The organism is Microbacterium sp. bgisy203, from assembly GCF_965345155.1.
In the GTDB taxonomy this organism is placed as follows: Bacteria; Actinomycetota; Actinomycetes; order Actinomycetales; family Microbacteriaceae; genus Microbacterium.
In genome coordinates, this window is record NZ_CBDRLZ010000003.1 from 59,791 (window position 1) to 80,050 (window position 20,260).

Genomic DNA, 20,260 nt, shown 5'->3' on the forward strand with positions numbered 1-20,260 from the left:
ATGCGCTACGTCTCGCACATCGCCGACCTCGTCGGCAACACGCCCCTCGTCCGCCTCGGGTCCGTCACCGACGGCATCCGCGCCACCGTTCTCGCGAAGGTCGAGTACTTCAACCCGGGCGGCTCGGCCAAAGACCGCATCGCGAGCCGGATCATCGATGCCGCGGAAGCATCCGGGGAGCTCCGCCCCGGCGGCACCATCGTCGAGCCGACGAGCGGCAACACCGGCGTGGGCCTCGCCCTCGTCGCGCTGCAGCGCGGGTACCGCATGGTCTTCGTCGTGCCCGACAAGTTCGAGGGTGAGAAGACGGCGGTTCTCCGCGCGTACGGCGCCGAGGTCGTCGTCGTGCCGACGAACGTGCCGCCTGAGCACCCCGAGTCGTACTACAGCGTCTCCGACCGCCTCGCGCGCGAGATCCCCGGAGCGTTCAAGCCCAACCAGTTCGCGAACCCGAACGGACCGCGCGCGCACGCGGAGACCACCGGCCCCGAGATCTGGCGCGACACCGATGGGCGGGTCACGCACCTCGTCGCGGGCATCGGCACGGGCGGCACGATCAGCGGCACGGGGCGCTTCCTCAAGGAGGCGACGGCGGGCGAGATCGTCGTCGTCGGTGCCGACCCCGAGGGTTCGATCTACTCGGGCGGCCCGATCCACTCCTACGCCGTCGAGGGCGTCGGCGAGGACTTCTACCCCGACACGTTCGATGCGTCGGTCGTGGACCGGTACGAGCGGGTGTCGGATGCCGAGAGCTTCGCGATGACCCGCCGCCTCGCCCGCGAGGAGGGCTTGCTCGTCGGCGGGTCGTCGGGCATGGCGGTCGTCGCGGCGCTCCGCGTCGCGCGGGGCCTCCCCGATGACGCGGTGGTCGTGGTGGTCCTCCCCGACCACGGCCGCGGCTACCTCACGAAGCTGTACGACGACGCGTGGCTCGAAGCCCGCGGCATCCCCCTCGCCTCCCCCCCACCCACCCCACCCACCGCACCCACCGCACCCTCCGCGGTCACCGCACCCTCCCTCCCGCGAGACCGCGTCTTCTCGACGAAACCCGGCGAGAACGCCGGTGGTCTCGTCGAGAACGCGCGGTCTCGCGGGGGCCGAGACGACCTGACAGGAGTCCGTTCATGACCACCCCCGCCGCCCGCGGCTTCGCGAGCCTCGCCGTCCACGCCGGGCAGGAGCCCGACGAGAGCACGGGAGCCGTCATCCCGCCTGTGCACTTCTCGACGACATATGCCCAGGACGGCATCGGTGGCCTCCGCCAGGGCTACGAGTACGGCCGCAGCGGCAACCCGACCCGCACGGCGCTGCAGGCGCAGCTCGCGGCCCTCGAAGGAGGAGCGCACGCGTTCTCGTTCGCCTCGGGCCTCGCAGCGGAAGACGCGCTGCTGCGCGCCGCGCTGCAGCCCGGCGACGAGGTGCTTCTCGGCAACGACGTCTACGGCGGGACCTACCGACTGCTCGCGCGCGTGCTCGGTCCGTGGGGCGTCGGACTTCGGACGGTCGCCATGAGCGACACGGATGCCGTGCGTGCGGCCGTCGCGGCGGCACCCCCGCGCCTCCTCTGGGTCGAGACGCCGTCGAACCCGCTCCTGCGCATCAGCGACATCGCCGCGCTCGCCGAGATCGGACGCGAGGCGGGCGCGCTCGTCGTCGTCGACAACACGTTCGCGACCCCGGCGCTGCAGCAGCCGCTCGCGCTCGGCGCCGACGTCGTCGTGCACTCGACGACCAAGTACCTCGGCGGACACTCCGACGTCGTCGGGGGAGCGGTCGTCCTGAACGACGACGCCCTCGCGGCCGAGGTCGGCTTCCTGCAGTTCGCCGTGGGCGGCGTATCCGGGCCGATGGATGCCTGGCTCACGACGCGCGGCATCAAGACCCTCGACGTGCGCATGCGCCGGCACAGCGAGAACGCGGCATCCGTCGCCGCATTCCTCGAGGGGCATGAACGTGTTGCGCGCGTTTACTACCCGGGGCTCGCGGCGCACCCGGGGCACGAGCTCGCGGCGCGCCAGATGTCGGGCTTCGGGGGCATCGTCTCGGTCGCGCTCGAGTCGGGCGAGGCCGCGCGCCGCTTCGCCGAGTCGACGCGCCTGTTCACCCTCGCCGAGTCGCTCGGCGGGGTCGAATCGCTCGTCAACTACCCCGACGCGATGACCCACGCCTCGGTGCGCGGCACCGACGCGGCGGTCCCCGTCGAGGTCGTGCGCCTGTCGGTCGGCATCGAGGACGAGGCCGACCTCCTCGCCGACCTGGAGCAGGCGCTCCAGGTCTGATCTGGTCTGGAGCTCGTGCCCGGCGGGGGTTTCGTCGGCGCAGATCGTCGGCAGCGAGGGCTGTGGCCGCGATCTGTGCCGACGATTCCGCGCGTGGCAGCGTTTTGCGCCGACGATTCCGCGCGTGGCCGCGTTCTGCGCCGACGATCCTCAGCGACCTGCGGGACCCTCAGCGCCTTGCAGCGCGCTTCAGCGCCGGCGCCACCAGCGCCGCGGGCCCGGCGCCTGCGCCACGGCATCCCGGGCCTCGGCCTGCGCCGCCGCCTCCCGCGCCGCGGCGGCGGCTCGCTCCTCGCGGCGCGCGCCAGGCCGCGACCTCCGCGTCGGCGTCGCGGGTCGGGGTCACGACCGGAGGCCCGCCCATCAGCTGGCGGCGCGCGTCGATCACGCGGCGGTTGAAGTCCTCGACGTACTCGCGCACCTGCCCCTCGCGCGCGAGCGCGTCGACGCGCTCCTCGAATTCTGCGTGCTCGGTGCGGAGCATGAGGGCCGGCGGCCCGAGGCCGGAGAGCTTCTCGGTCTGGATCTTCCGGCGGATCCACCAATCGGGGTCGTGATGGCCGCCGAGCCCCTCGAGGGGCTTGCCCGCCCCAGGCAGGTTGTCGAACTCGCCGCGCCGGATCGCCTGCTGGATCGCGGTCTCGACGTACATCGCCCGCTCGTGCGGCGTCGGCGTTCCGGTATTCGAGCCGGCGCCCGAGTCGGCGCCCGATCCGGCCGGCGCGGATGCCGCGGCATCCGTCTCGCCCGCGGCGTCGCCGTCCTCGCCGTCGACCCCCGCCTCGCGCGCGGCCTGCGCGGCGCGGTAGCGCGCAGCGCTCAATGCCGAATCCCGCCGTGCGTCGCCGGTCATGAGCCCCACGCTACGGCGTGAGTGCGCTCCGTGGGCGCGTCGGGCGTGAACCGTCGCGGGCAACCCGCGCGCCGCGTCCACCGAATCCGCCCGCCGCTACACCGCCCGCACGGCGCCGACCCCCACCCCCGTGCCGCGCAGCTCGCCGCGCAACTCACCGCGCAACTCACCGTGCAACTCCCCGTGCAGGCGCTCCATCCGCGCGTCGAGCAGCGCGGCCGAGTCCGCGGCATCCTTCAGCTCGGAGAGCAGGCCGTCGGGGACGATGCCCGCGTACTTGTAGTAGATCTTGTGCTCGAGGCTCGCCCAGAAGTCCATCGCGATCGTGCGGAACTGCACCTCGACCGCGACGTCGACACGTCCCGTCGAGAGGAACACGGGCACCTCGACGATGACGTGCAGGCTCTTGTAGCCGTTCGGCTTCGGCGCGGCGATGTAGTCCTTGACGGCGCGCACGGTGATGTCGTCCTGCTGGGTGAGCAGGTCGAACAGACGGTAGGCATCCTTCGTGAAGCTCGTCGTCACGCGGATGCCGGCGATGTCGGTGATCCCGGCGCGGATGCCGTCGAAGGTCGGCTCGACGCCCTTGCGCACCACCTTGTCGACGAGGCTGTCGGCCGTCTTGACGCGGCTCGAGAGATGCTCGATCGGGTTGTAGTCGTGCATCTGCTGGAACTCGTCGCGCAGGATGCCGAGCTTGGTCTCGACCTCGCGGAGACCGAACTGGTACTCCAGCAGGAAGCTCTGGAACTCGTCGCGCATCGCGCGCAGCTGCGCGGGGGAGAACGTCGCCGTCCCCTCATCGGTCATGACGGTCAACGGCAGCGCGGGGGCGTCCATGCCCTCGACGGTACCGGCGGGGCTTGTGCGCGACCTGTGATGAAGGAACGTTCTTGAGCACGCCGCCATCACCAGGTACCTTGTGATGCATGTATCCGGAAGAGCGCGTGCAGACCAACCTGCGCAAGGGCGTCCTCGAGTGGTGCACGCTCGCGCTGTTGCGCGGCGGCGACCTGTACGGCCGCGACCTCGCGCGACGCCTCACCGGGCTCGGGCTCCTCGCGAGCGAGGGCTCGCTCTACCCGCTGCTCACGCGCCTGCGCGAGTCGGGCTGGGTGCAGACTCACTGGATCGAGTCGCCGAGCGGCCCGCCGCGGCGCTATTACCGGCTGACGGATGCCGGTCGCGACGCCGTCCGGGGCTTCGAGCGCACCTGGGCGGATGTCTCGGCATCCGTCGCCGCCGCCCTCGATCCCGCTCCCGCTGCCACTTCCGCCGCTCCCGCTGACACTCCCGCCGCTCCCGCCGACGAAAGGACCGAGCGATCATGAAGGACCAGCTCTCGGTGCTGCGCGACCCGCGCGCCCGCGCGTATCTCACCGAGGTCCACGCCGCCGTCGCCGCGGTCGACCCCGCCGCGGCGGACGGAATCATGCGGGAGATCGCCGATCACCTCCGCGAAGCCGCCGCCGAGCCCGGCTTCGACCTCGACCGCACGCTCACCGACCTCGGCGACCCGGCCCTCATCGCGGCCGGTGTCGAGCCGGCTGCGGCTGCTGCCAGCAGCGCTCCCGGCGCGTCACCCCGGTTCGCCGACTCCGCCGCTGGCGTGGTCGTGACGGTCCTCGCGCTGACGGTCGGCACGTGGTGGATGGTCCTGGTCGGCTGGCTCGTCGGCCTTGCGCTGCTGTGGTCGTCGCGGCGCTTCAGCCGGTCGGACAAGATCGTCGGCACCGCGGCGTGGCCGTTCGCGATCCTCGCGGGCCTCGCCCTGACCGCCGTCGGCCGATCGTCCGCGAACCCGCTCCCGTGGGGTGCGGGGTTCGCCGCGCTCATCGTCCTGCCCCTTCTCGCAGGTGCGTATCTCCTGGTCCGCGGGCTCTCCACGCGGGGCCGGAGCGAACCCGAGCGGATGCCGGTCATCGCCCGGTCCGGCCGAGGCGCGTGGCTCGAGACTCCGCTCGTCGCGGCGCTCGCGCTCGGAGGCATCGCGCTGGCATCGGCATCCTTCGTCGCCCTGGCGGCGCTGGCTGTGCGGAGCGAGCAGGTGTACGGGTTCCTCGTCGCCGCAGAGCTCGCGCTCGTGCTGGCCGGATGCCTCGTCTGGATCTCGCGGTCCTGGCGCGACGGCGACAAGACCTTCGTGACGCTGCTTTTCGTACTCGCCGGCGGCGGCATGGCATTCGCGGTGAACGCCGCGCTCGATGCGGGTCGAACGGTGACTGCGTGCACCGCCGACGGATGCCGTGCATGGACGCTCGTCGAGCCCTCCGCCCTGGTCGGGATCGTCGGGCAGCTCGCGCTGCCGACGCTGACCGCCGCCGCGGTGATCCTCGGCGTCGGCTTCCGCGCCGCCGCGGCGGCCGATCGCTGGCATCCGACCCGGGCCCAGGCGTTCGGAGTCGTCGCGGCGATGACGGTCGGCGGCGTCGGCTTCGTGCTCCTCGTCCTCAGCCAGATGCTGGCGTCGGGGGCGCTGCTGGCGGGAGCCGCGGCGCTTCTCGCCGTGTGGGCCGCCGCGATCATCGCGCAGTGGAGAGCGGAGGGGTGGATGCCGGTGGACCGCGCAGCCGCGGCGCTCGTGCTGCCGGTGCTCGCGGCGATCCCGCTGGTGCTCCCGTGGGAGTACACGGCCACCTCGGCGGTAGACGGCGGCGTGCGTCCGGCATCCTCCTTCGATCTCGGGCTTGTCTGGGGAGTCTTCGGCGTCGCCTCGGCGATCCTCGCGCTGTGGCTCGTTGTGCGCTTCGTGCCGGCGGGCGGGGAGCAGCCTGACGCTCGTGGGCGTGCGCCGCGCCCTGATGCCGAGGTCGGGGTGTCGGCGCGGCTCGTCGGTGTCGTCGGCTTCTTGCTCGTCGTGGCGTACGCGACGACGGCGGCGCTGCAGATCCTCGTGTGGAACCCACTCGCGGCGGCGCCGGGCGAGAGCCTCGACGAGATCTACGCGCATCTCGCGGCGGTCGGTGAGGACTTCAGCGTGCCGACGGTTCTCGGCTACCTGGCGATCGGCCCGCTGCTCGCACTCGCCCCACTGATCCTCTCGTGGCGGCGCGGAGCGGGGGTGCGCGGCATCGTGACGGCCTACTGCGGCATCCTCGCCGCCGGGGCGCTCGGGTATTTCATGGCCTCATTCGGCCCGGGGATGTCGCTCGCCGATGCGTACGACATCTCGGGCGGTGACCACGCGCCGTTCGGTCTGGTGCTCGCGATCGTCAGTGCCGTCGCCCTCGTCGCGGGTGTCGTCATCGGCATACCGATGGCGCGTCGCACCGAGGAGCGCATCTCGACGCGCTGAGCGGGGTGTGCGCCGGCGGCGGCGTGTCGACTCGCTGCGTTCGCTCGGCGGCCGGGGCATCGCGCCGCGCACAGCGCGGTCCGCGCGAGAATGGCGGTCCGCGCGAGAATGGGTAGGTGAGCCCCGACCACGTCCCCCTCCGCGCGCGCCTGCGCGCCGAGGCGACGCACGTCGCACGAAGCCTTACGACGTTCGGGCCGTCGACGGGTCGGCGCTGGCCGCTCGCCCTACAGGCCGCGCTCGCGATGGCCGTCCCGATCGTGGCGCTTGCGGCATCTGGGCGGTCGGACATCGCCCTGCTCGCCGCGACGGGCGCCTTCACGGTCATCTACGGCGGCTGGCTGCGTCCGCGCGAACGGGCGCGCTTCGCACCGGTCGTCGCGCTCGCCCTCTTCGTCTGCGCCGCTGCGGGGGTCCTCGCCGCCGCCGGGGGCACCGGCTCGGTGCTCGCCGGGGCGATCGTCGTCACGATCGTCTCGGCCGCCGTGGCGGGGTGGGTCTCGCTCGGCCCTCCCGGGCCGGTCTTCTTCGTCCTCGTCTACGGGCTCTCGGCGCAGGTGACCGCGATCCGCGACGGCGCACGCGTCGTCGACCCCTGGATCTACCTCGCTGTCGTCGCCGGGTCGTCGCTGTTCGCCTGCCTCCTCGTCGTCGCGCCGCTCCTCCTGCCGCGCTACCGACGCGCACCCGCGCGGCGGCTCCGTGACCTCTTTCCGGCGCGCTGGGACGCCGTCGCGCGCACCCTCACGCTCCGCGCCTCGATCGTCGCGGTCGTCGGCGTCGTCGCGGCGGCCGTCGTCGATCCCGCGCGGTCGTACTGGATCGTCTGCGCCGGCCTTGCCGTCGTCGGGATGCCGGTGGGCCGCCGCGACGCCGCAACGCGCGGCATCCACCGTGCCGTCGGAACCGTCCTCGGCGCCGGGCTCTATCTCGTCCTCGCCCTCCTGCCGCTGCCGGTATGGGCGCTCGGACTCTTGCAGGGCGGCCTGCAGTTCGTGATCGAACTCGTCGTCGTTCGGCATTACGCGCTCGCGCTCGTCTTCATCACCCCGCTCGTGCTGCTGATCATCGGAGCCGCGACGGGGGAGGGCGCGACGTTCACTCGCGCCCTGGAACGCGTCGTCGACACCCTCGTCGGCGCGGTGGTCGGGACCATCGCCGCGCTGTCGGTGCGGCTGCGTCTAGCCCCCGGGCGCTGACGGCGGCGTCCGCCTCGCCGCGCTCGCTCGATCACCGGGACAGCGACCGGAAGGCGGCCGGAAGAGACACGCCACGCGCACGCATGCTCGACATGCAATTCCCGGTATGCATATACTCGGAAATCAGATTCCCGGTATCTCCATCGGGAGCGGATCGGAGAAGCGGATGTCCGTGCGCCAGAGCCTGTTGGCGATCCTCGACCAGGGGCCGTGCTACGGCTACCAGCTGCGCGCCGAGTTCGATCGCCGCACGGGCTCGACGTGGCCGCTCAACGTCGGCCAGATCTACAACACCCTCGACCGCCTCGAGCGCGACGGCCTCGTCGCCAAGGGCGAGACCGATGACCAGGGCCATGTGTACTGGGAGATCACGGATGCCGGCAGCGCGGAGGTCGCGGCGTGGCTCGCCTCTCCCGTCGAGCGGACGCAGGGCACGCGCGACGAGCTCGCCATCAAGCTCGCGATCGCCGCGACCCTCCCGGGCGTCGACGTCGTGGGCGTCATCCAGGCCCAGCGCCGCGCGTCCCTCTCGCAGCTGCAGAGCCTGCAGCGCGCGAAGTACGCGGGGGCCAGCCCCGACGGTGCCGAGGAGCTCGCCTGGTCGCTCGTCGTCGACTCGATGATCTTCGCGGCCGAGGCCGAGGTGCGCTGGCTCGATCACACCGAGCAGCGCCTCGCGCTTCACCCGCGCCAGGCGCTCGCCCTCGAGCTGTCGACCGAGAAGCCCAAGCGCGGACGCCCGACTAAGGCCGACGCGACGGGCCGGCCGTGAGTCTAGGTTCATAACTCCGGAGATTCACCCTCCGGGGCGCGAGATCGACCCTCGGGGCGGGACTCTAGGCCCGATTCTCCGGAGTTGTGAACGCCGCGGCCGGGCGCCCCCGCTCGCCGCGGCCCGGGGTAGCGTCGAACCATGGACGACCTGATCACCGCCGCAGACCTCGCCGCTCGCCTCGACGCGCCGAATCCGCCGGTCGTCCTCGACGTGCGCTGGAGCCTCGGCGGCCCGCACGGCCACGCGCCGTATGTCGCAGGCCACATCCCCGGCGCGCTGTTCGTCGACCTCGAGGCCGACCTCGCGGCGCACGGCGCCCCGACCAAGGGGCGTCACCCGCTGCCGGACGCCGAGGCGTTCCAGGCATCCGCCCGCCGCTGGGGTCTGGACGACGGCGACGAGATCGTGGTCTACGACGACGACAAGGGGTGGGGCGCCGCGCGGGCGTGGTGGATGCTGACGGATGCCGGGGTGTCCACGCGCGTCCTCGATGGCGGACTCGCGGCCTGGCGCGCGGCGGGATACTCGCTCGAGGAGGGAGATGTCGTGAGGGATCCGGGCTTCGCGACCCTCCACCCCGGCCATCGGCGGCAGCTCACGGTCGATGAGGCGGCCGCGCTCGGGGCGAGCGCCGACGGCATCCTGCTCGACGCCCGCGCCGGTGAGCGCTACCGCGGCGAGACCGAGCCGATCGATCCGCGCGCGGGGCACATCCCCGGCGCGGTGAGCGCCCCGACGACCGAGAACGTGCGCGCCGACGGCACGTTCCTCGGCGCCGACGAGTTGCGCGGTCGCTTCGCGGACCTCGGCATCGACCCCGGAACCGCCCTCGGCGTCTACTGCGGCTCGGGCGTCAGCGCGGCGCACGAGATCCTCGCGCTCGCCGTCGCGGGTCACGACGCCGCGCTGTATCCCGGGTCGTGGAGCCAGTGGGCGAACCTCCCCGAGCGCCCCGTCGCCACGGGCGCCACGCCCTGAGCCTCGGACCCGACCCCCGCCCGCGCCCCGTCCGGTTTCGTCGGCGCAGATCGTCCTCATCGCGCCGGGTGACAGCATGTCGCGCCGACGAAATCTCCCGAGGCAGCGATCCGCGCCGACGAAACCCGCGCCCGCCCGCCCACGACGCGCTCCCATCCGCGAGAATCGACCGGTGACCACCACACCCCGCTCCGGCACGCAGTACTCGATCCGCTCCGGCGCCTACTTCGCCGAGATCGCGAGCATCGGGGCATCCCTCCGCCGCCTGCGGCACGACGGTCGCGACCTCACCGTCCCGTTCGACGCCGATGAGGTGCGCCCGGGGTTCCGCGGCGCGCTGCTCGCCCCGTGGCCCAACCGCGTCATCGACGGGCGCTACGCCTTCGCGGGTGAGCAGTACCGCCTGGCGCTCACCGAGCCCGAGCGCGGCCACGCGCTCCACGGCTTCGCCGGCTGGCTCGACTTCACGGACACCGCGCACACCGACGACGCCCTCACGCTCGCCGCGACGATCGAGCCGCAGACGAGCTATCCGTGGCGCGTCCGCGTCGAGACGACGTTCGAGCTGGGCGCTGACGGACTCACCCAGACCGTGATCGCGACGAACGAGGGGACGGATGCCGCGCCCTTCGGCACCGGCCCGCACCCCTACCTCGTCGCCGGCCCCGGCCCCCTCGACACCTGGACGCTGGAGCTTCCGGCATCCGTCGTGCTCGACGTCACCCCCGACCGGCTCGCTCCGGTCGCCCTCCACGACGTCGCGACGTTCGATCCCGCGCGCTTCGACCGGCGCGCACCGCGCGTGCTCGGCCCGGTCGAACTCGACCACGCGTACACCGACCTTGTGCGTGACGACGCGGGCCTCGCGACGGTGCGGGTGACCGACCCGTCGGGCACGGGCGTCGCACTCGCGTGGGATGCCGCGTGCCCGTGGGTCCAGGTGCACACCGCCGACCTCCCCGGCGGCCCCGCCCAGCCCTTCCACCGCGCGGGCCTTGCGGTCGAGCCGATGACGTGCGCGCCCGACGCCTTCAACGACGACCACTACCCGTGGGGCACGGGGCTGATCGTGCTGGATGCCGGAGCGCAGGCATCGGCATCCTGGCGCATCTTCGCGCTCTGACCCGCCCCGACACCCCGGCCGGCATTCCCCCCCGGGGCAGGCAGAAGGGCCCCGGAGTACTCTCCAAGGCCCTTCGCTGACGCCCGCGCCGCGATCACGGCCGGCGTGGCTGGTGAGGTTCAGTCTTTGTCGCCGCGGAGCTCCGCGTTGACCTCGTTCTTCGTCTCGACCGACTCCTTCTCGGCTTCGGCCTTCTTGACGTTGGCCTCCGCCTTCTTCTCGTCGAAGTAGTCGTCGACGCGGTCCTTCGTGTCCTCGAAGCCTTCTTTGATCTTGCGGCCCGCGGTCTCGGCGGCGTCCTTCGCGTCATCCAGGAATCCCATGATGCGCTCCTTTCGGGTGCAGTGAACGTGAGTCTGCGATCACGCTATGCGGCGCCTCGATCCACAGACAAGGGGTTGTCCCTATGGGTTTGCCGTGCTATGCCGACATTCCCCCGGCGGGACCCTCGCGCGCCGGGAACCCGGTTCCATAGGATCGAAACGAGGGGGTGGTGACCGCGTGGCAGGCAAGCACAAGCGCGTCCGCACCCGCGATGTCGTGGCCGAGGGGCTCTACATCGCGTCGGCCGCGACCCGCCTGAGCCTCAAGAACGCGATCCTCATGCACATCCTCGCCGACGGCGAGGACTTCGACCCCGAGCGGTACGTCCCCGAAGCGCGCGCGACGCTCGAGACGCTCGCGGCGGAGGCCGAGGACGAGGCGCACCGCGCCGAACACGAGCGCAAGATCGCACGGAAGCGCCACTCGATCTCCGACGGCACCCACGACTACCGCAGCCGCGACGTCCGGAACCTCCGCCGCCGCGAGAAGCAGTCGCTGCACGTCGCCGCCGAGCTTCGGGCGCGCGCCGCCGACGACGAGCAGCTGCACCGGCTCATCGCCGACGCGCGGGATGCCGCGTGGGACGAGGTCGCCGGGAACATCGAGCGGACGCTGCGCATCGAGGCATCCCGCCCCGATCTCGAGCCCGACTACGAGCGCATGCGCTCCGCGCGCATGCAGGCGCTGCGGCTCGTCGACCTGCCGAAGCTCCGCGCGCACCGGAGGAGTGTCGCCGCGCAGCAGAAGCTCCGCGAGGCGGGGGAGCTGCCCGACATCGTCACCGAGGGCGCGGTCCCCCGGGGCGCCGTCGAACCGGGGGAATTCGAGTAGGCGAGCCGGGAGGCATCCTCTGCGCCCCGCTTCGCGCGGGCTGTGTGTTTCGTCGGCGCACATCGTCGTCATCGAGGATTTCGTCGGCGCATCTCGTCCTCTCGCCGCGCGATGACGACGCTTCGCGCCGACGATCCCGCGCCCACGCGAGATGCGGCGGCCCGGTCGGTGGCTCGATTCGTCGGATGCCGACGCGTGCGCTAAGCTTGCCTACGGCCTTCCGCGAGGGAGGCATGCGCCCGTAGCTCAATGGATAGAGCATCTGACTACGGATCAGAAGGTTAGGGGTTCGAGTCCCTTCGGGCGCACACTGTGTTGAGACAGTGCTGAAGACCCCCGGTTCACGCCGGGGGTCTTCACTTTTCTCCGACGTGGCCACGCGCTTCGCGCCGCAGCCATCGGCGTTCGGCCTCGTTGCCGCTGAGGCGCGCGGCGAGCCCATACGCGGCGGCCGCCTCTTCGCCCCGGCCCGCTCGTGCGAGCAGGTGCGCCCGCACGGCGGCGACCCGGCCCGCGGGCACCCCGCCCGTGAGCCCGCCCCCGCCGGTGATCCCGACCTCACCCGTGACCCCGACCCCGCCCGTGACCTGGGCCCCGCCCAGCCCGTCGCCATCGATCGCCCCCAGCGCGGCGAGCCCGGCATCCGGCCCTTCGACCTCGCCCCGCGCGACGGCGTGTCCGAGCGCGCTCGTCGGCCCTGGATCGAGCCGGCACAGGACCTCGTAGAGCCCGAGGATCTCGCGCCAGTCGGTCTCCTCGGCGCGCGCCGCCTCGGCGTGGACGGCGGCGATCGCGGCCCGCACCTGGAGACGCCCTGCGCGCCTGAGGGCGAGCGTCTCCTGCAGCAGCGCGAGCCCCTCGGCAATGAGGTCTGCCCGCCACAGCGCGCGATCCTGCAGCTCGAGCGGGATCGGCATCCCCTCGGCATCCGTCCGCGCGGGCGCCCGCGCATCGGTGAGCAGCATGACCACGACGAGGCCTGCGGCTTCGGGGTACCACTCGTCCGCGGGTGACCCGAGCGCGAGCAGCATCCGGGCGATGCGCAACGCCTCCGCGCCGAGCGGGCCGCGGGAGACATTGGCGCCGCCCGCCGCCGTGTGTGCCTCGGTGTGGAGGAGCGCCAGGACCTCAAGCACCGCGGGGACCCGGTCGCCGAGGGGCGCCGCTCCGCCGGACCCGTCGCCGTCGAAGGGCAGCCCGCGCAGGCGCGTCTTCGCGCGTGAGATCCGTTGCGCGATCGTCGCTTCGGTCGACAGCAGGCCGCGCGCGATCTCGCGCGTCGTGAGGCCGCCGATGCACCGGAGCGTCAGCGCGACCTGCGACGCGCGGGGCAGCGCGGGGTGGCAGCACAGCAGGAAGAGGCGCAGCGTGTCGTCGCGATCGGATGCCTCGCCTTCGCGCGCCGAGAGACGGGCCGCCCGGTCTTCGCGATCGCGTCGCGCGGCGTTCGAGCGGACGGCATCCACGAACCGTCGAGACCCCACCCGCACGAGCCAGGCGGCGGGCTCCGCCGGAATGCCCTCGCGCGGCCACTGCACGACCGCCGCGGCGACCGCCTCCTGAAGGGCGTCCTCGGCATCGTCGAAGTCGCCGGTCCGGCGCGCGAGCACGGCGAGGGCGCGCGGCGTGGCCGACCGCAGTGCCGCCGTGAGGATGCCGGTCGGTGTGGCGCCGCGCGGCGCACCGCGCGCGTCGCTCACCGAGTCTCCCGGCATCGCGATCGGCATCGGCGCTCCCTCGACACGGCCCCGTCGCTCAGGTGTTCGCCGCGAAGTCGGCGTCGGTCCACACCCGCGCGATCCGCATGCCGCCGGGGGCGGCCGCCTCGGGGAATCGGGCCGCGATCTCGGCCGCCCGCGCCTCGTCGGCGACGTCGACGAGGTAGTAGCCCGAGACGACCTCGGTGACCTCGGGGAGGGGCGCATCGGTGACGAGAGGAGCCTCGCCCGGCGTCGCGGCGCGTTGTACGACCCGTTGCGCGGTGGTGTCGAGGGCCTTCGAGTCGACCAGTTCGCCGGTCTCCTGGAGGTCGCGCTCGACGTCCCAGTAGATCTGGTAGGCGGCGGCGCGCTCTTCGTCGCTCATGTCGGCGAACAGCGTGGCGACGGCGGGGCTTTCGTGGATCAGGATGAGGTACTTCACGGTGATCTCCTCACGGGGGTGCCAGTGCGGGTCGCCGGTCGCGACCCTCTCAGTGTGTCGGAGCCGCCCTGCAGTTTTCGACACGCCTGTGGATTTCGACACGCCTGTGCGAATTCGACCCCCGGAGTCCGTCGCTCCCCGATGCGCGGTCCACGGCATCCCCTCGAATACTTCCGGGCGGAGGTTTTATCGAGTAGGGTCGTGCCGACGGCACTGCCGCCGTCGATGACGACGTACCCCGAGGATGCACTCATGACTCTTCCCGAAGCTTCCGTCCAGCTCTACTCGCTCGCCAAGGAGTTCGCCGCCGACCCGCAGGCCTCGCTCGATCGGCTCGCCGCCGCCGGATTCCGGAACGTCGAGGCGTTCGACTTCGTCGGGCATCCCACCGAGATCCGCCGCGCGCTGGATGCCGCGGGCCTCGCATCTCCGACGGGTCACGCGCCTCTCCTCACCGACGAGCTGTGGACACCCGACGGGTCGATTCCGACGCCGGAGCCCGCTGTCGTGTTCGCGGCGGCCGCGGAGATCGGCATGTCGACCGTGTTCGACCCGTTCGTCGCCGCCGACCGCTGGCTCACCGAAGAGGGCGTCGCCGACATCGCCGAGCGCCTCAACGCGCTCGTCGACACCGCCGCGGGCTTCGGACTGTCGGTCGGCTACCACAACCACGCGCAGGAGTTCGTGGCCGACTTCGACGGGCAGAGCGCGTACGAGCGCTTCGTCTCGCTCCTCGACCCGCGGGTGCAGCTCGAACTCGATCTCTTCTGGGCGCTCACCGGCGGGCAGGACGTCCCCGCGCTCGTCGCGAGCCTCGGCGACCGGCTGACGGCCGTGCACGTCAAGGACGGCGTGGTCCCGGCATCCAACCCGTGGGCGCCGGGCGCTGCGGAGTTCGGCTCGGCCAGCCTCGACCAGCGCCGTGCCGGCACCGGCGACGTGCCGCTGGCCGCCGCCCTCGAGGCCGGTACCGCGATCCGCCACGCCGTCATCGAGTTCGACCACGCGCCGGGGGACGTCTTCGACGACGTCGCCGCCGGTCTCGTGTTCCTCACCGACGGCGGGTTCGTCGCGTGAGCGCCGCGGGTACGGAAGCCGCCCAGGCGCGCGGCCCGCTCGGCGTCGGCATCATCGGCACCGGCGTCATCAGCCAGACCTACCTCGAGAACCTCACCTCGTTCCCCGATGTCGCCGTCGTCGCCGTCGGCGACCTCGTCCCGGAGCGCGCGCGGGCCAAGGCGGAGGAGTTCGGCATCCCCTCGTGGGGGAGTGCCGAGGACGTCCTCGCGAACCCCGACGTCGAACTCGTCGTCAACCTCACGATCCCCGCGGTCCACGTCGCGGTCTCGTCGGCGGCCGTCGCGGCAGGCAAGCACGTCTGGACCGAGAAGCCGATCGGCCTCGACCGCGCGTCGACGCAGGCGCTGCTCGCGCAGGCGGATGCCGCAGGCGTCCGCATCGGCTCGGCGCCCGACACGCTTCTCGGGCCGGGGTTCCAGACGGCGAAACGGGCCCTCCTGGAGGGCGTCATCGGTACGCCGCTGTTCGTCCAGACGATCTTCCAGACCCAGGGTCCGGATGCCTGGCATCCCGAACCCGCCTTCCTCTTCGCCGAGGGCGCGGGCCCCCTGCTCGACATGGGTCCGTACTACTTCTCCGCACTCGTGAGCCTGCTCGGGCCCATCGACGCCGTCGCCGCACGCGGGTCGCGGCCGCAGCTCGAGCGCACCATCCGATCGGGACCGCGCGCCGGGGAGACGTTCCCGGTCGAGGTCCCCTCGACCGTGCAGGTGCTGACCTCGTTCGCGGGCGGCCAGCACGGCACGCACCTGCTGAGCTTCGACTCGGCGCTCGAACGCGCCGGCGTCGTCGAGATCCACGGCTCGGAGGGGACGATCGTCCTGCCCGACCCGAACATGTTCGAGGGGCGGATCGCCTACGTGAAGCCGCTCCAATCGATCACTGACGCCGCCCGCGGCGGCCAGGAGTGGATCGAGATCGAGCCCGTCGGTGCCGTGACCGGTCGCGGGTTGGGCGTTCTCGACATGGCGCGGGCTCTGAACGAGGGCCGGCCGCACATCGCGACCGGCGAGCTCGGCTATCACGTCCTCGACGTGATGCTCTCGGCGCAGGAGTCGGCCGCCTCCGGCGCCACCGTCGAGGTCGCCTCGACGGTGGCTCCCGTGCCGCTGCTGCCGGAGGACTTCGACCCGTTCGCGCGAACGCGGGTCTGACTGCCGGAAGCTGTCGCGAAAGCAGGGTCGATCCGCATCACGCGCGCCCGACGCGGGATGCGGGGCACGATCGGCCCTGCTTTCACGACGTGCGTGTGCGATCGGCCGCCGCGGCGTGGGTCACGCCGCCCGAGGCTCCACCCGCAACCACACGAAGCCGTGCGCGGGAAGGTCGATGCCGTCGGTGAGGTCGAGGTCGCGATCACCCACGAGGTCGGATGCCGACGCTTCGAACCCCGACAGCGTCAGCGCGTCGATGTGCACCGCGGCATCCCCGACGTTCGCGAGGACGAGCACGGTGCTCGCCTCGCCCGGCCGCTGGAATCCCACGACCGACGGGTGGTCGGTGCGGAAGCCGATCAGCTCGTTCCCGGCGAGCTCGGGGGCGAGCTGACGCGCGGCGATGAGCTTCGTCAGGCGTCGGAAGACGCGGCCCGCCGCCGTCGACTCGTCGCCGCGCTCGGCGTACCGGTCGCGGGGCGCGTTGCCGCGGTGTACCCAACGGCTGTCGCTGCGGCGGGCGGGATCGTCGGCGTACGAGTAGTCGTTAAGCTGCGCGACCTCGTCGCCGAGGTAGAGGAGCGGGATGCCGCCCGTCGACATCGCCAGGGCGTGCGCGAGGATCACCCGATCCTCGCCGCCCGGGTCGCCCGCCTCGATGCCCGCGAGCGACGCGGTGGTCCCGGTGACGCGCGCGTCGCCGGTGGCCGGGTTCTCCTGGAACGGAACGCCCCGGGCGAACGTGCCGTCGAACCGACCCGTGTAGAAGCGGTTGAGGAACTGCCGGTGCGCGAACGCGTCGATGCCGAGCGCCGCGGCATCCTCATCGGCGAACGTCCACCCGATGTCGTCGTGTGAACGCACGTAGTTCAGCCAGGCGGTGCCGGCCGGGAGGGCGTGTCGGTGGTCCAGGGCATCCTGAAGCAGGCGGCCGTCGCGGGTCGCGAGGGCCTCCCACGTGAGCGCCATCTGGAGCGGGTTGTACGAGAGGCGGCACTCTTCTGGAGAGATATACGTCACGACCTCGTCGGGGTGCACGATCGCCTCCGACGTGAACGCGACGCTCGGCGCGGCCAGCGCGAGCACCGCGTTGAACGCCCGCAGCAGCAGGTGCGCTTCGGGGAGAGACTCCGACGGCGTCCCGAGCCGCTTCCAGATGAAGGCGACGGCGTCCATGCGGAAGATGTCGACGCCCTGGTTGGCGAGGAAGAGCATCTCGCCCGCCATGGCACGGAACACCGCGGGGTTCGCGTAGTTGAGGTCCCACTGGTAGTGGGAGAACGTCGACCAGATCCAGCGCGGCGGCCCGTCCGACGATCCGTCCTTCGGGGGGATCGGCACGAACGAGCCGGGGTGGTCGTCGGGGAAGATCTCGCGCGTCGTCCGCTCGAAGGCATCCGGCATGGTGCGGTCGGGGAAGATCAGGTAGAAGTCCTCGAACTCCGGGTCGCCGGCAACGGCCTTCCGCGCCCACTCGTGCGCGTCGCTCGTGTGGTTGAAGACGATGTCGAGCATGAGCGCGATGCCCGAGGCACGCAGGTCCGCCGCGAGCTCGGACAGCTGCGCCATCGTGCCGAGGCTCGGGTCGACCCGGTGGTAGCTCGACACCGCGTAGCCGCCGTCGTTCTCGCCCGCCGGGTGGCTCGTCTCCGCCTCGAACAGCGGCATGAGGTGAAGGTAGGTGAGGCCGAGCTCCCGGAAGTACGGGATCTGGTCCCGGATGCCGGCGAGGTTCCCCGCGAAGCGGTCGACGTAGCAGACACCGGCGAGCATCCGCTCCGACTGGAACCAGTCCGGGTCGGCGGCGCGCTGGGCGTCGCGAACCTTGAGGTCGAGCGGGCGGGCGTTCCACGAGGCGGATGCCGCGGCGATCGTCGCGGCGAGCTGCTCCTGCCCGTCGTTGCGCCCGCCGTAGAGCGCGGCGAACAGGTCGTGCAGCCGCGGGAACTGCTCGTCGAATCGCGCGAGGAACGCGTCATCGAGCCTCCCGGCATCCTCTGCTGCGGCCAGCGCAGCGCTTCGGTCGGCATCGATCGTGCTCAGCGCGGTCATCGGTCGCCTCACCCCCTGATGCCCCAGCCTACGGGCGGGCTACGCTGGCGGCATCCCCGCGCCGCCGCGCGCACGTCCGCCTGCGTGCTCCGTGGGCGCGCCTGCTACCGGAAGGCTCCCCGTGGACCTCGTTCAGATCGCCCAGCACGCCGATGACCTCGACCGTGCCGCCGACTTCTACACGATGCTCCTCGAGCGTCCGCCACTCGCGCGCTTCGACGAGCCGAGGCTCCTCTTCTTCGACCTCGACGGTGCGCGGCTGCTGCTGGATGCCGCGGCTCCGAGCGCCCTCGTCTACCTGCGCGTCGACAACGTCCACGAGACGCTCGAGCGTCTTGCCGGGCTCGTCGACGTGGTCGCCGCGCCGCACGTCATCTTCGTGCACGAGGACGACACGCTCGGCCCGGTGGGCACCGAGGAGTGGCAGGCGTTCATCCGCGACAGCGAGGGGAACACGGTCGGGCTCGTCGCCTTCCAGCGCGCCTGACGCGGTCGGTTGCAGCCGGTCACGGCCCCGCGCGGACGGCTGCGGTGCGGACGGCTGCGGTGCGCGCGGCGTAGGCTCGCAGGGTGAGTGCGTACGTCTCGGCGTTCGAGCTGTTCTCCATCGGCGTAGGACCCTCGAGCTCCCACACGGTCGGCCCGCTGCGGGCGGGTCGCGATTTCGCGCGACGCATCGCCGACCTGCCCGGTCTCGCGCGCGTGACCTGCGACCTCTGCGGATCGCTCGGCGCGACGGGGATCGGCCACGGCACCCCCGACGCCGTCGTCGCCGGCCTCCAAGGGCACGAACCCGAGACCGTCGACCCCGCCGACGTCCGCGGTGCGTGGACGAGGTGGACCGACGGCGCACCGCTCGTCGTCGACGGCCGGACGCCCGTGCCCTTCGCGCAGAGCGACGTCGCCTTCGCGCCGCGGACGCGTCTGCCGGGGCACCCGAATGCGATGACGCTCCGCGCGTTCGACGCCGCGGGCGCCGAGCTCGCCGAGCAGACCTACTACTCGATCGGCGGCGGGTTCATCCGGCGGGAGGGCGAGCCCCCGGCCGTCGATGCGGTCGCCTACCCGCTGCCGTTCGCCTCGGCTGCCGAGCTGCTCGCGCTGTGCGACGAGCAGCACCTCACGATCGCCGAGGCCGCGCGCCGCAACGAAGAGGCGTTGCGGAGTGAGAGCGAGGTCGCCGCCGGGCTCGACGCGATCTGGGATGCCATGACCGCGTGCGTCGAGGCGGGCCTTGCGACCGGAGGCGAGCTTCCCGGCATCCTGCGCGTGAAGCGTCGTGCGAACGATATCCGCCTGCAGCTCGAGCGCGCCGAGGCCGAGTCGGGGCGCGAGCTCCCCGGCGAATGGCTGGGCGCGTTCGCGCTCGCCGTCAACGAGGAGAACGCATCCGGCGGCCGAGTCGTCACCGCTCCGACGAACGGGGCGGCGGGCATCGTGCCGGCGGTCGCGATGTATTGGTGGCGGTTCCTCGCCGACTCGGGCCTCGGGTCCTCGACCGCCGTCACGCCCTACGGCGAGCTCGTCGGGTCGGCGCTGCTCGGCCTGCATGGCGCGGACGAGGCGGCTGACGCGGGCGCGGGTGCTTCGGGTTCGGCCGGCGACGCCCCGAGCGCGGATGCCGTGAAGGCGCGCGCCGACGCGGCATCCGTCGCCGAGGCGAACCGACGTCGCGGCATCCGCCGCTTCCTGCTCACCGCGACGGCGCTCGGGTCTCTCTTCAAGGCGAACGCGTCGATCTCGGGCGCCGAGGGCGGGTGCCAGGCCGAGGTCGGGTCGGCGTGCGCCATGGCCGCCGGCGGGCTCACCGCCGTGATGGGAGGCACGAACCGGCAGATCGAGAACGCCGCCGAGATCGCGATGGAGCACCACCTCGGCCTCACCTGCGACCCCGTCGGCGGCCTCGTGCAGATCCCCTGCATCGAGCGGAACGCGATCGCCGCCTCGACCGCCGTGACCGCGGCGCGCCTGGCCCTCCGCGGCGACGGCGAGCACTTCGTGAGCCTCGATCAGGTGGTCGAGACGATGCGCCAGACCGGCATCGACATGTCGCACAAATACAAGGAGACGAGCGAGGGCGGTCTCGCGGTCAACGTCATCGAGTGCTGACCCGCGCCGCGCCGCCGCCAGGATTTCGTCGGCGCAGATCGCGCTCATCGGTCAGGGTGAGGACGA

The 20,260-nt window shown here is 72.4% G+C and carries 19 protein-coding genes and 1 tRNA gene; 14 read left to right on the plus strand and 6 right to left on the minus strand.

Annotation, left to right across the window (positions count from 1 at the left end):
• Together ACRVYW_RS06105 and ACRVYW_RS06110 are read left to right on the plus strand one after the other, a co-directional pair.
• Window positions 1-1,128, plus strand: coding sequence for a pyridoxal-phosphate dependent enzyme (locus tag ACRVYW_RS06105; protein WP_431802725.1), 1,128 nt, complete (start codon window positions 1-3; stop codon window positions 1,126-1,128).
• A complete protein-coding gene (locus tag ACRVYW_RS06110) occupies window positions 1,125-2,279 on the plus strand; it encodes a cystathionine gamma-synthase (protein ID WP_431802727.1) in 1,155 nt (384 codons plus the stop codon). Before ACRVYW_RS06105 ends, ACRVYW_RS06110 begins: the two co-directional genes overlap by 4 nt.
• A 169-nt stretch (window positions 2,280-2,448) precedes the next feature.
• Here ACRVYW_RS06110 and ACRVYW_RS06115 read toward each other — a convergent pair whose 3' ends face one another.
• Both ACRVYW_RS06115 and ACRVYW_RS06120 read right to left on the minus strand, forming a co-directional pair.
• Window positions 2,449-3,132 carry a DUF1992 domain-containing protein gene (locus ACRVYW_RS06115; RefSeq protein WP_431802729.1) on the minus strand — a complete coding sequence of 228 codons (684 nt, stop codon included), beginning with the start codon at window positions 3,130-3,132 and terminating at the stop codon, window positions 2,449-2,451.
• A 96-nt stretch (window positions 3,133-3,228) separates the two neighbouring features.
• A complete protein-coding gene (locus tag ACRVYW_RS06120; protein WP_431802731.1) occupies window positions 3,229-3,972 on the minus strand; it encodes a GTP pyrophosphokinase in 744 nt (247 codons plus the stop codon).
• Window positions 3,973-4,061: 89 nt separating this feature from the next.
• Here ACRVYW_RS06120 and ACRVYW_RS06125 point away from each other — a divergent pair, with 89 nt between their 5' ends.
• The 6 genes from ACRVYW_RS06125 to ACRVYW_RS06150 all read left to right on the plus strand — a co-directional run bounded on the left by ACRVYW_RS06125 (window position 4,062) and on the right by ACRVYW_RS06150 (window position 10,502).
• A complete protein-coding gene (locus ACRVYW_RS06125) occupies window positions 4,062-4,463 on the plus strand; it encodes a PadR family transcriptional regulator (RefSeq protein ID WP_431802732.1) in 402 nt (133 codons plus the stop codon).
• Window positions 4,460-6,427 (plus strand): HAAS signaling domain-containing protein, encoded by a 1,968-nt coding sequence (locus ACRVYW_RS06130; protein ID WP_431802734.1) that lies wholly within the window; start codon window positions 4,460-4,462, stop codon window positions 6,425-6,427. The genes ACRVYW_RS06125 and ACRVYW_RS06130 overlap by 4 nt, the downstream gene beginning before the upstream one ends.
• Before the next feature lie 116 nt (window positions 6,428-6,543).
• Window positions 6,544-7,626: an FUSC family protein gene (locus ACRVYW_RS06135; protein WP_431802736.1), complete on the plus strand. Its 1,083-nt coding sequence runs from the start codon at window positions 6,544-6,546 to the stop codon at window positions 7,624-7,626.
• Window positions 7,627-7,792: 166 nt separating this feature from the next.
• On the plus strand, window positions 7,793-8,398 hold the full coding sequence (locus tag ACRVYW_RS06140; RefSeq protein WP_431802738.1) for a PadR family transcriptional regulator: 606 nt from the start codon (window positions 7,793-7,795) through the stop codon (window positions 8,396-8,398).
• 141 nt (window positions 8,399-8,539) lie between these two features.
• Window positions 8,540-9,379 (plus strand): sulfurtransferase, encoded by an 840-nt coding sequence (locus ACRVYW_RS06145; protein WP_431802740.1) that lies wholly within the window; start codon window positions 8,540-8,542, stop codon window positions 9,377-9,379.
• Window positions 9,380-9,551: 172 nt separating this feature from the next.
• Window positions 9,552-10,502 carry an aldose 1-epimerase family protein gene (locus ACRVYW_RS06150; RefSeq protein ID WP_431802742.1) on the plus strand — a complete coding sequence of 317 codons (951 nt, stop codon included), beginning with the start codon at window positions 9,552-9,554 and terminating at the stop codon, window positions 10,500-10,502.
• Between the two features lie 119 nt (window positions 10,503-10,621).
• Here the strand turns inward: ACRVYW_RS06150 and ACRVYW_RS06155 are convergent, their stop codons facing one another.
• Window positions 10,622-10,825: a hypothetical protein gene (locus ACRVYW_RS06155; protein ID WP_431802744.1), complete on the minus strand. Its 204-nt coding sequence runs from the start codon at window positions 10,823-10,825 to the stop codon at window positions 10,622-10,624.
• A gap of 178 nt (window positions 10,826-11,003) precedes the next feature.
• Here ACRVYW_RS06155 and ACRVYW_RS06160 point away from each other — a divergent pair, with 178 nt between their 5' ends.
• Both ACRVYW_RS06160 and ACRVYW_RS06165 read left to right on the plus strand, forming a co-directional pair.
• Window positions 11,004-11,657: an asparagine synthase gene (locus ACRVYW_RS06160; RefSeq protein ID WP_431802746.1), complete on the plus strand. Its 654-nt coding sequence runs from the start codon at window positions 11,004-11,006 to the stop codon at window positions 11,655-11,657.
• Between the two features lie 235 nt (window positions 11,658-11,892).
• Window positions 11,893-11,965 (plus strand) — tRNA-Arg (locus ACRVYW_RS06165).
• 48 nt (window positions 11,966-12,013) lie between these two features.
• Here the strand turns inward: ACRVYW_RS06165 and ACRVYW_RS06170 are convergent.
• Window positions 12,014-13,384: an RNA polymerase sigma factor gene (locus tag ACRVYW_RS06170; RefSeq protein WP_431802747.1), complete on the minus strand. Its 1,371-nt coding sequence runs from the start codon at window positions 13,382-13,384 to the stop codon at window positions 12,014-12,016.
• Between the two features lie 28 nt (window positions 13,385-13,412).
• The gene (locus tag ACRVYW_RS06175; protein ID WP_431802749.1) at window positions 13,413-13,799 is read right to left on the minus strand and encodes a YciI family protein; all 387 of its coding nucleotides are present in this window, start codon (window positions 13,797-13,799) and stop codon (window positions 13,413-13,415) included.
• 252 nt (window positions 13,800-14,051) lie between these two features.
• On the opposite strand from ACRVYW_RS06175, the gene ACRVYW_RS06180 reads away from it, so the two are divergent.
• Together ACRVYW_RS06180 and ACRVYW_RS06185 are read left to right on the plus strand one after the other, a co-directional pair.
• Window positions 14,052-14,876 carry a sugar phosphate isomerase/epimerase family protein gene (locus ACRVYW_RS06180; RefSeq protein ID WP_431802751.1) on the plus strand — a complete coding sequence of 275 codons (825 nt, stop codon included), beginning with the start codon at window positions 14,052-14,054 and terminating at the stop codon, window positions 14,874-14,876.
• Window positions 14,873-16,033 (plus strand): Gfo/Idh/MocA family protein, encoded by a 1,161-nt coding sequence (locus tag ACRVYW_RS06185; RefSeq protein ID WP_431802753.1) that lies wholly within the window; start codon window positions 14,873-14,875, stop codon window positions 16,031-16,033. Before ACRVYW_RS06180 ends, ACRVYW_RS06185 begins: the two co-directional genes overlap by 4 nt.
• Before the next feature lie 120 nt (window positions 16,034-16,153).
• Here ACRVYW_RS06185 and ACRVYW_RS06190 read toward each other — a convergent pair whose 3' ends face one another.
• On the minus strand, window positions 16,154-18,085 hold the full coding sequence (locus ACRVYW_RS06190; protein ID WP_431802755.1) for an alpha-amylase family protein: 1,932 nt from the start codon (window positions 18,083-18,085) through the stop codon (window positions 16,154-16,156).
• Window positions 18,086-18,206: 121 nt separating this feature from the next.
• On the opposite strand from ACRVYW_RS06190, the gene ACRVYW_RS06195 reads away from it, so the two are divergent.
• Both ACRVYW_RS06195 and ACRVYW_RS06200 read left to right on the plus strand, forming a co-directional pair.
• Complete coding sequence (locus ACRVYW_RS06195; protein WP_431802757.1) at window positions 18,207-18,572, plus strand: VOC family protein; 366 nt, start codon at window positions 18,207-18,209, stop codon at window positions 18,570-18,572.
• Between the two features lie 83 nt (window positions 18,573-18,655).
• A complete protein-coding gene (locus tag ACRVYW_RS06200; RefSeq protein ID WP_431802759.1) occupies window positions 18,656-20,194 on the plus strand; it encodes an L-serine ammonia-lyase, iron-sulfur-dependent, subunit alpha in 1,539 nt (512 codons plus the stop codon).
• The last annotated feature ends 66 nt before the right edge of the window (window positions 20,195-20,260 follow it).

Bases quoted from the DNA above. Each gene is read 5' to 3' on its own strand.
- ACRVYW_RS06155 (WP_431802744.1), bottom strand. From the start codon at position 10,825: ATGGGATTCCTGGATGACGCGAAGGACGCCGCCGAGACCGCGGGCCGC.
- ACRVYW_RS06120 (WP_431802731.1), bottom strand. From the start codon at position 3,972: ATGGACGCCCCCGCGCTGCCGTTGACCGTCATGACCGATGAGGGGACG.
- ACRVYW_RS06105 (WP_431802725.1), top strand. From the start codon at position 1: ATGCGCTACGTCTCGCACATCGCCGACCTCGTCGGCAACACGCCCCTC.
- ACRVYW_RS06115 (WP_431802729.1), bottom strand. From the start codon at position 3,132: ATGACCGGCGACGCACGGCGGGATTCGGCATTGAGCGCTGCGCGCTAC.
- ACRVYW_RS06110 (WP_431802727.1), top strand. From the start codon at position 1,125: ATGACCACCCCCGCCGCCCGCGGCTTCGCGAGCCTCGCCGTCCACGCC.
- ACRVYW_RS06145 (WP_431802740.1), top strand. From the start codon at position 8,540: ATGGACGACCTGATCACCGCCGCAGACCTCGCCGCTCGCCTCGACGCG.
- ACRVYW_RS06170 (WP_431802747.1), bottom strand. From the start codon at position 13,384: ATGCCGATCGCGATGCCGGGAGACTCGGTGAGCGACGCGCGCGGTGCG.
- ACRVYW_RS06125 (WP_431802732.1), top strand. From the start codon at position 4,062: ATGTATCCGGAAGAGCGCGTGCAGACCAACCTGCGCAAGGGCGTCCTC.
- ACRVYW_RS06140 (WP_431802738.1), top strand. From the start codon at position 7,793: ATGTCCGTGCGCCAGAGCCTGTTGGCGATCCTCGACCAGGGGCCGTGC.
- ACRVYW_RS06180 (WP_431802751.1), top strand. From the start codon at position 14,052: ATGACTCTTCCCGAAGCTTCCGTCCAGCTCTACTCGCTCGCCAAGGAG.
- ACRVYW_RS06130 (WP_431802734.1), top strand. From the start codon at position 4,460: ATGAAGGACCAGCTCTCGGTGCTGCGCGACCCGCGCGCCCGCGCGTAT.
- ACRVYW_RS06190 (WP_431802755.1), bottom strand. From the start codon at position 18,085: ATGACCGCGCTGAGCACGATCGATGCCGACCGAAGCGCTGCGCTGGCC.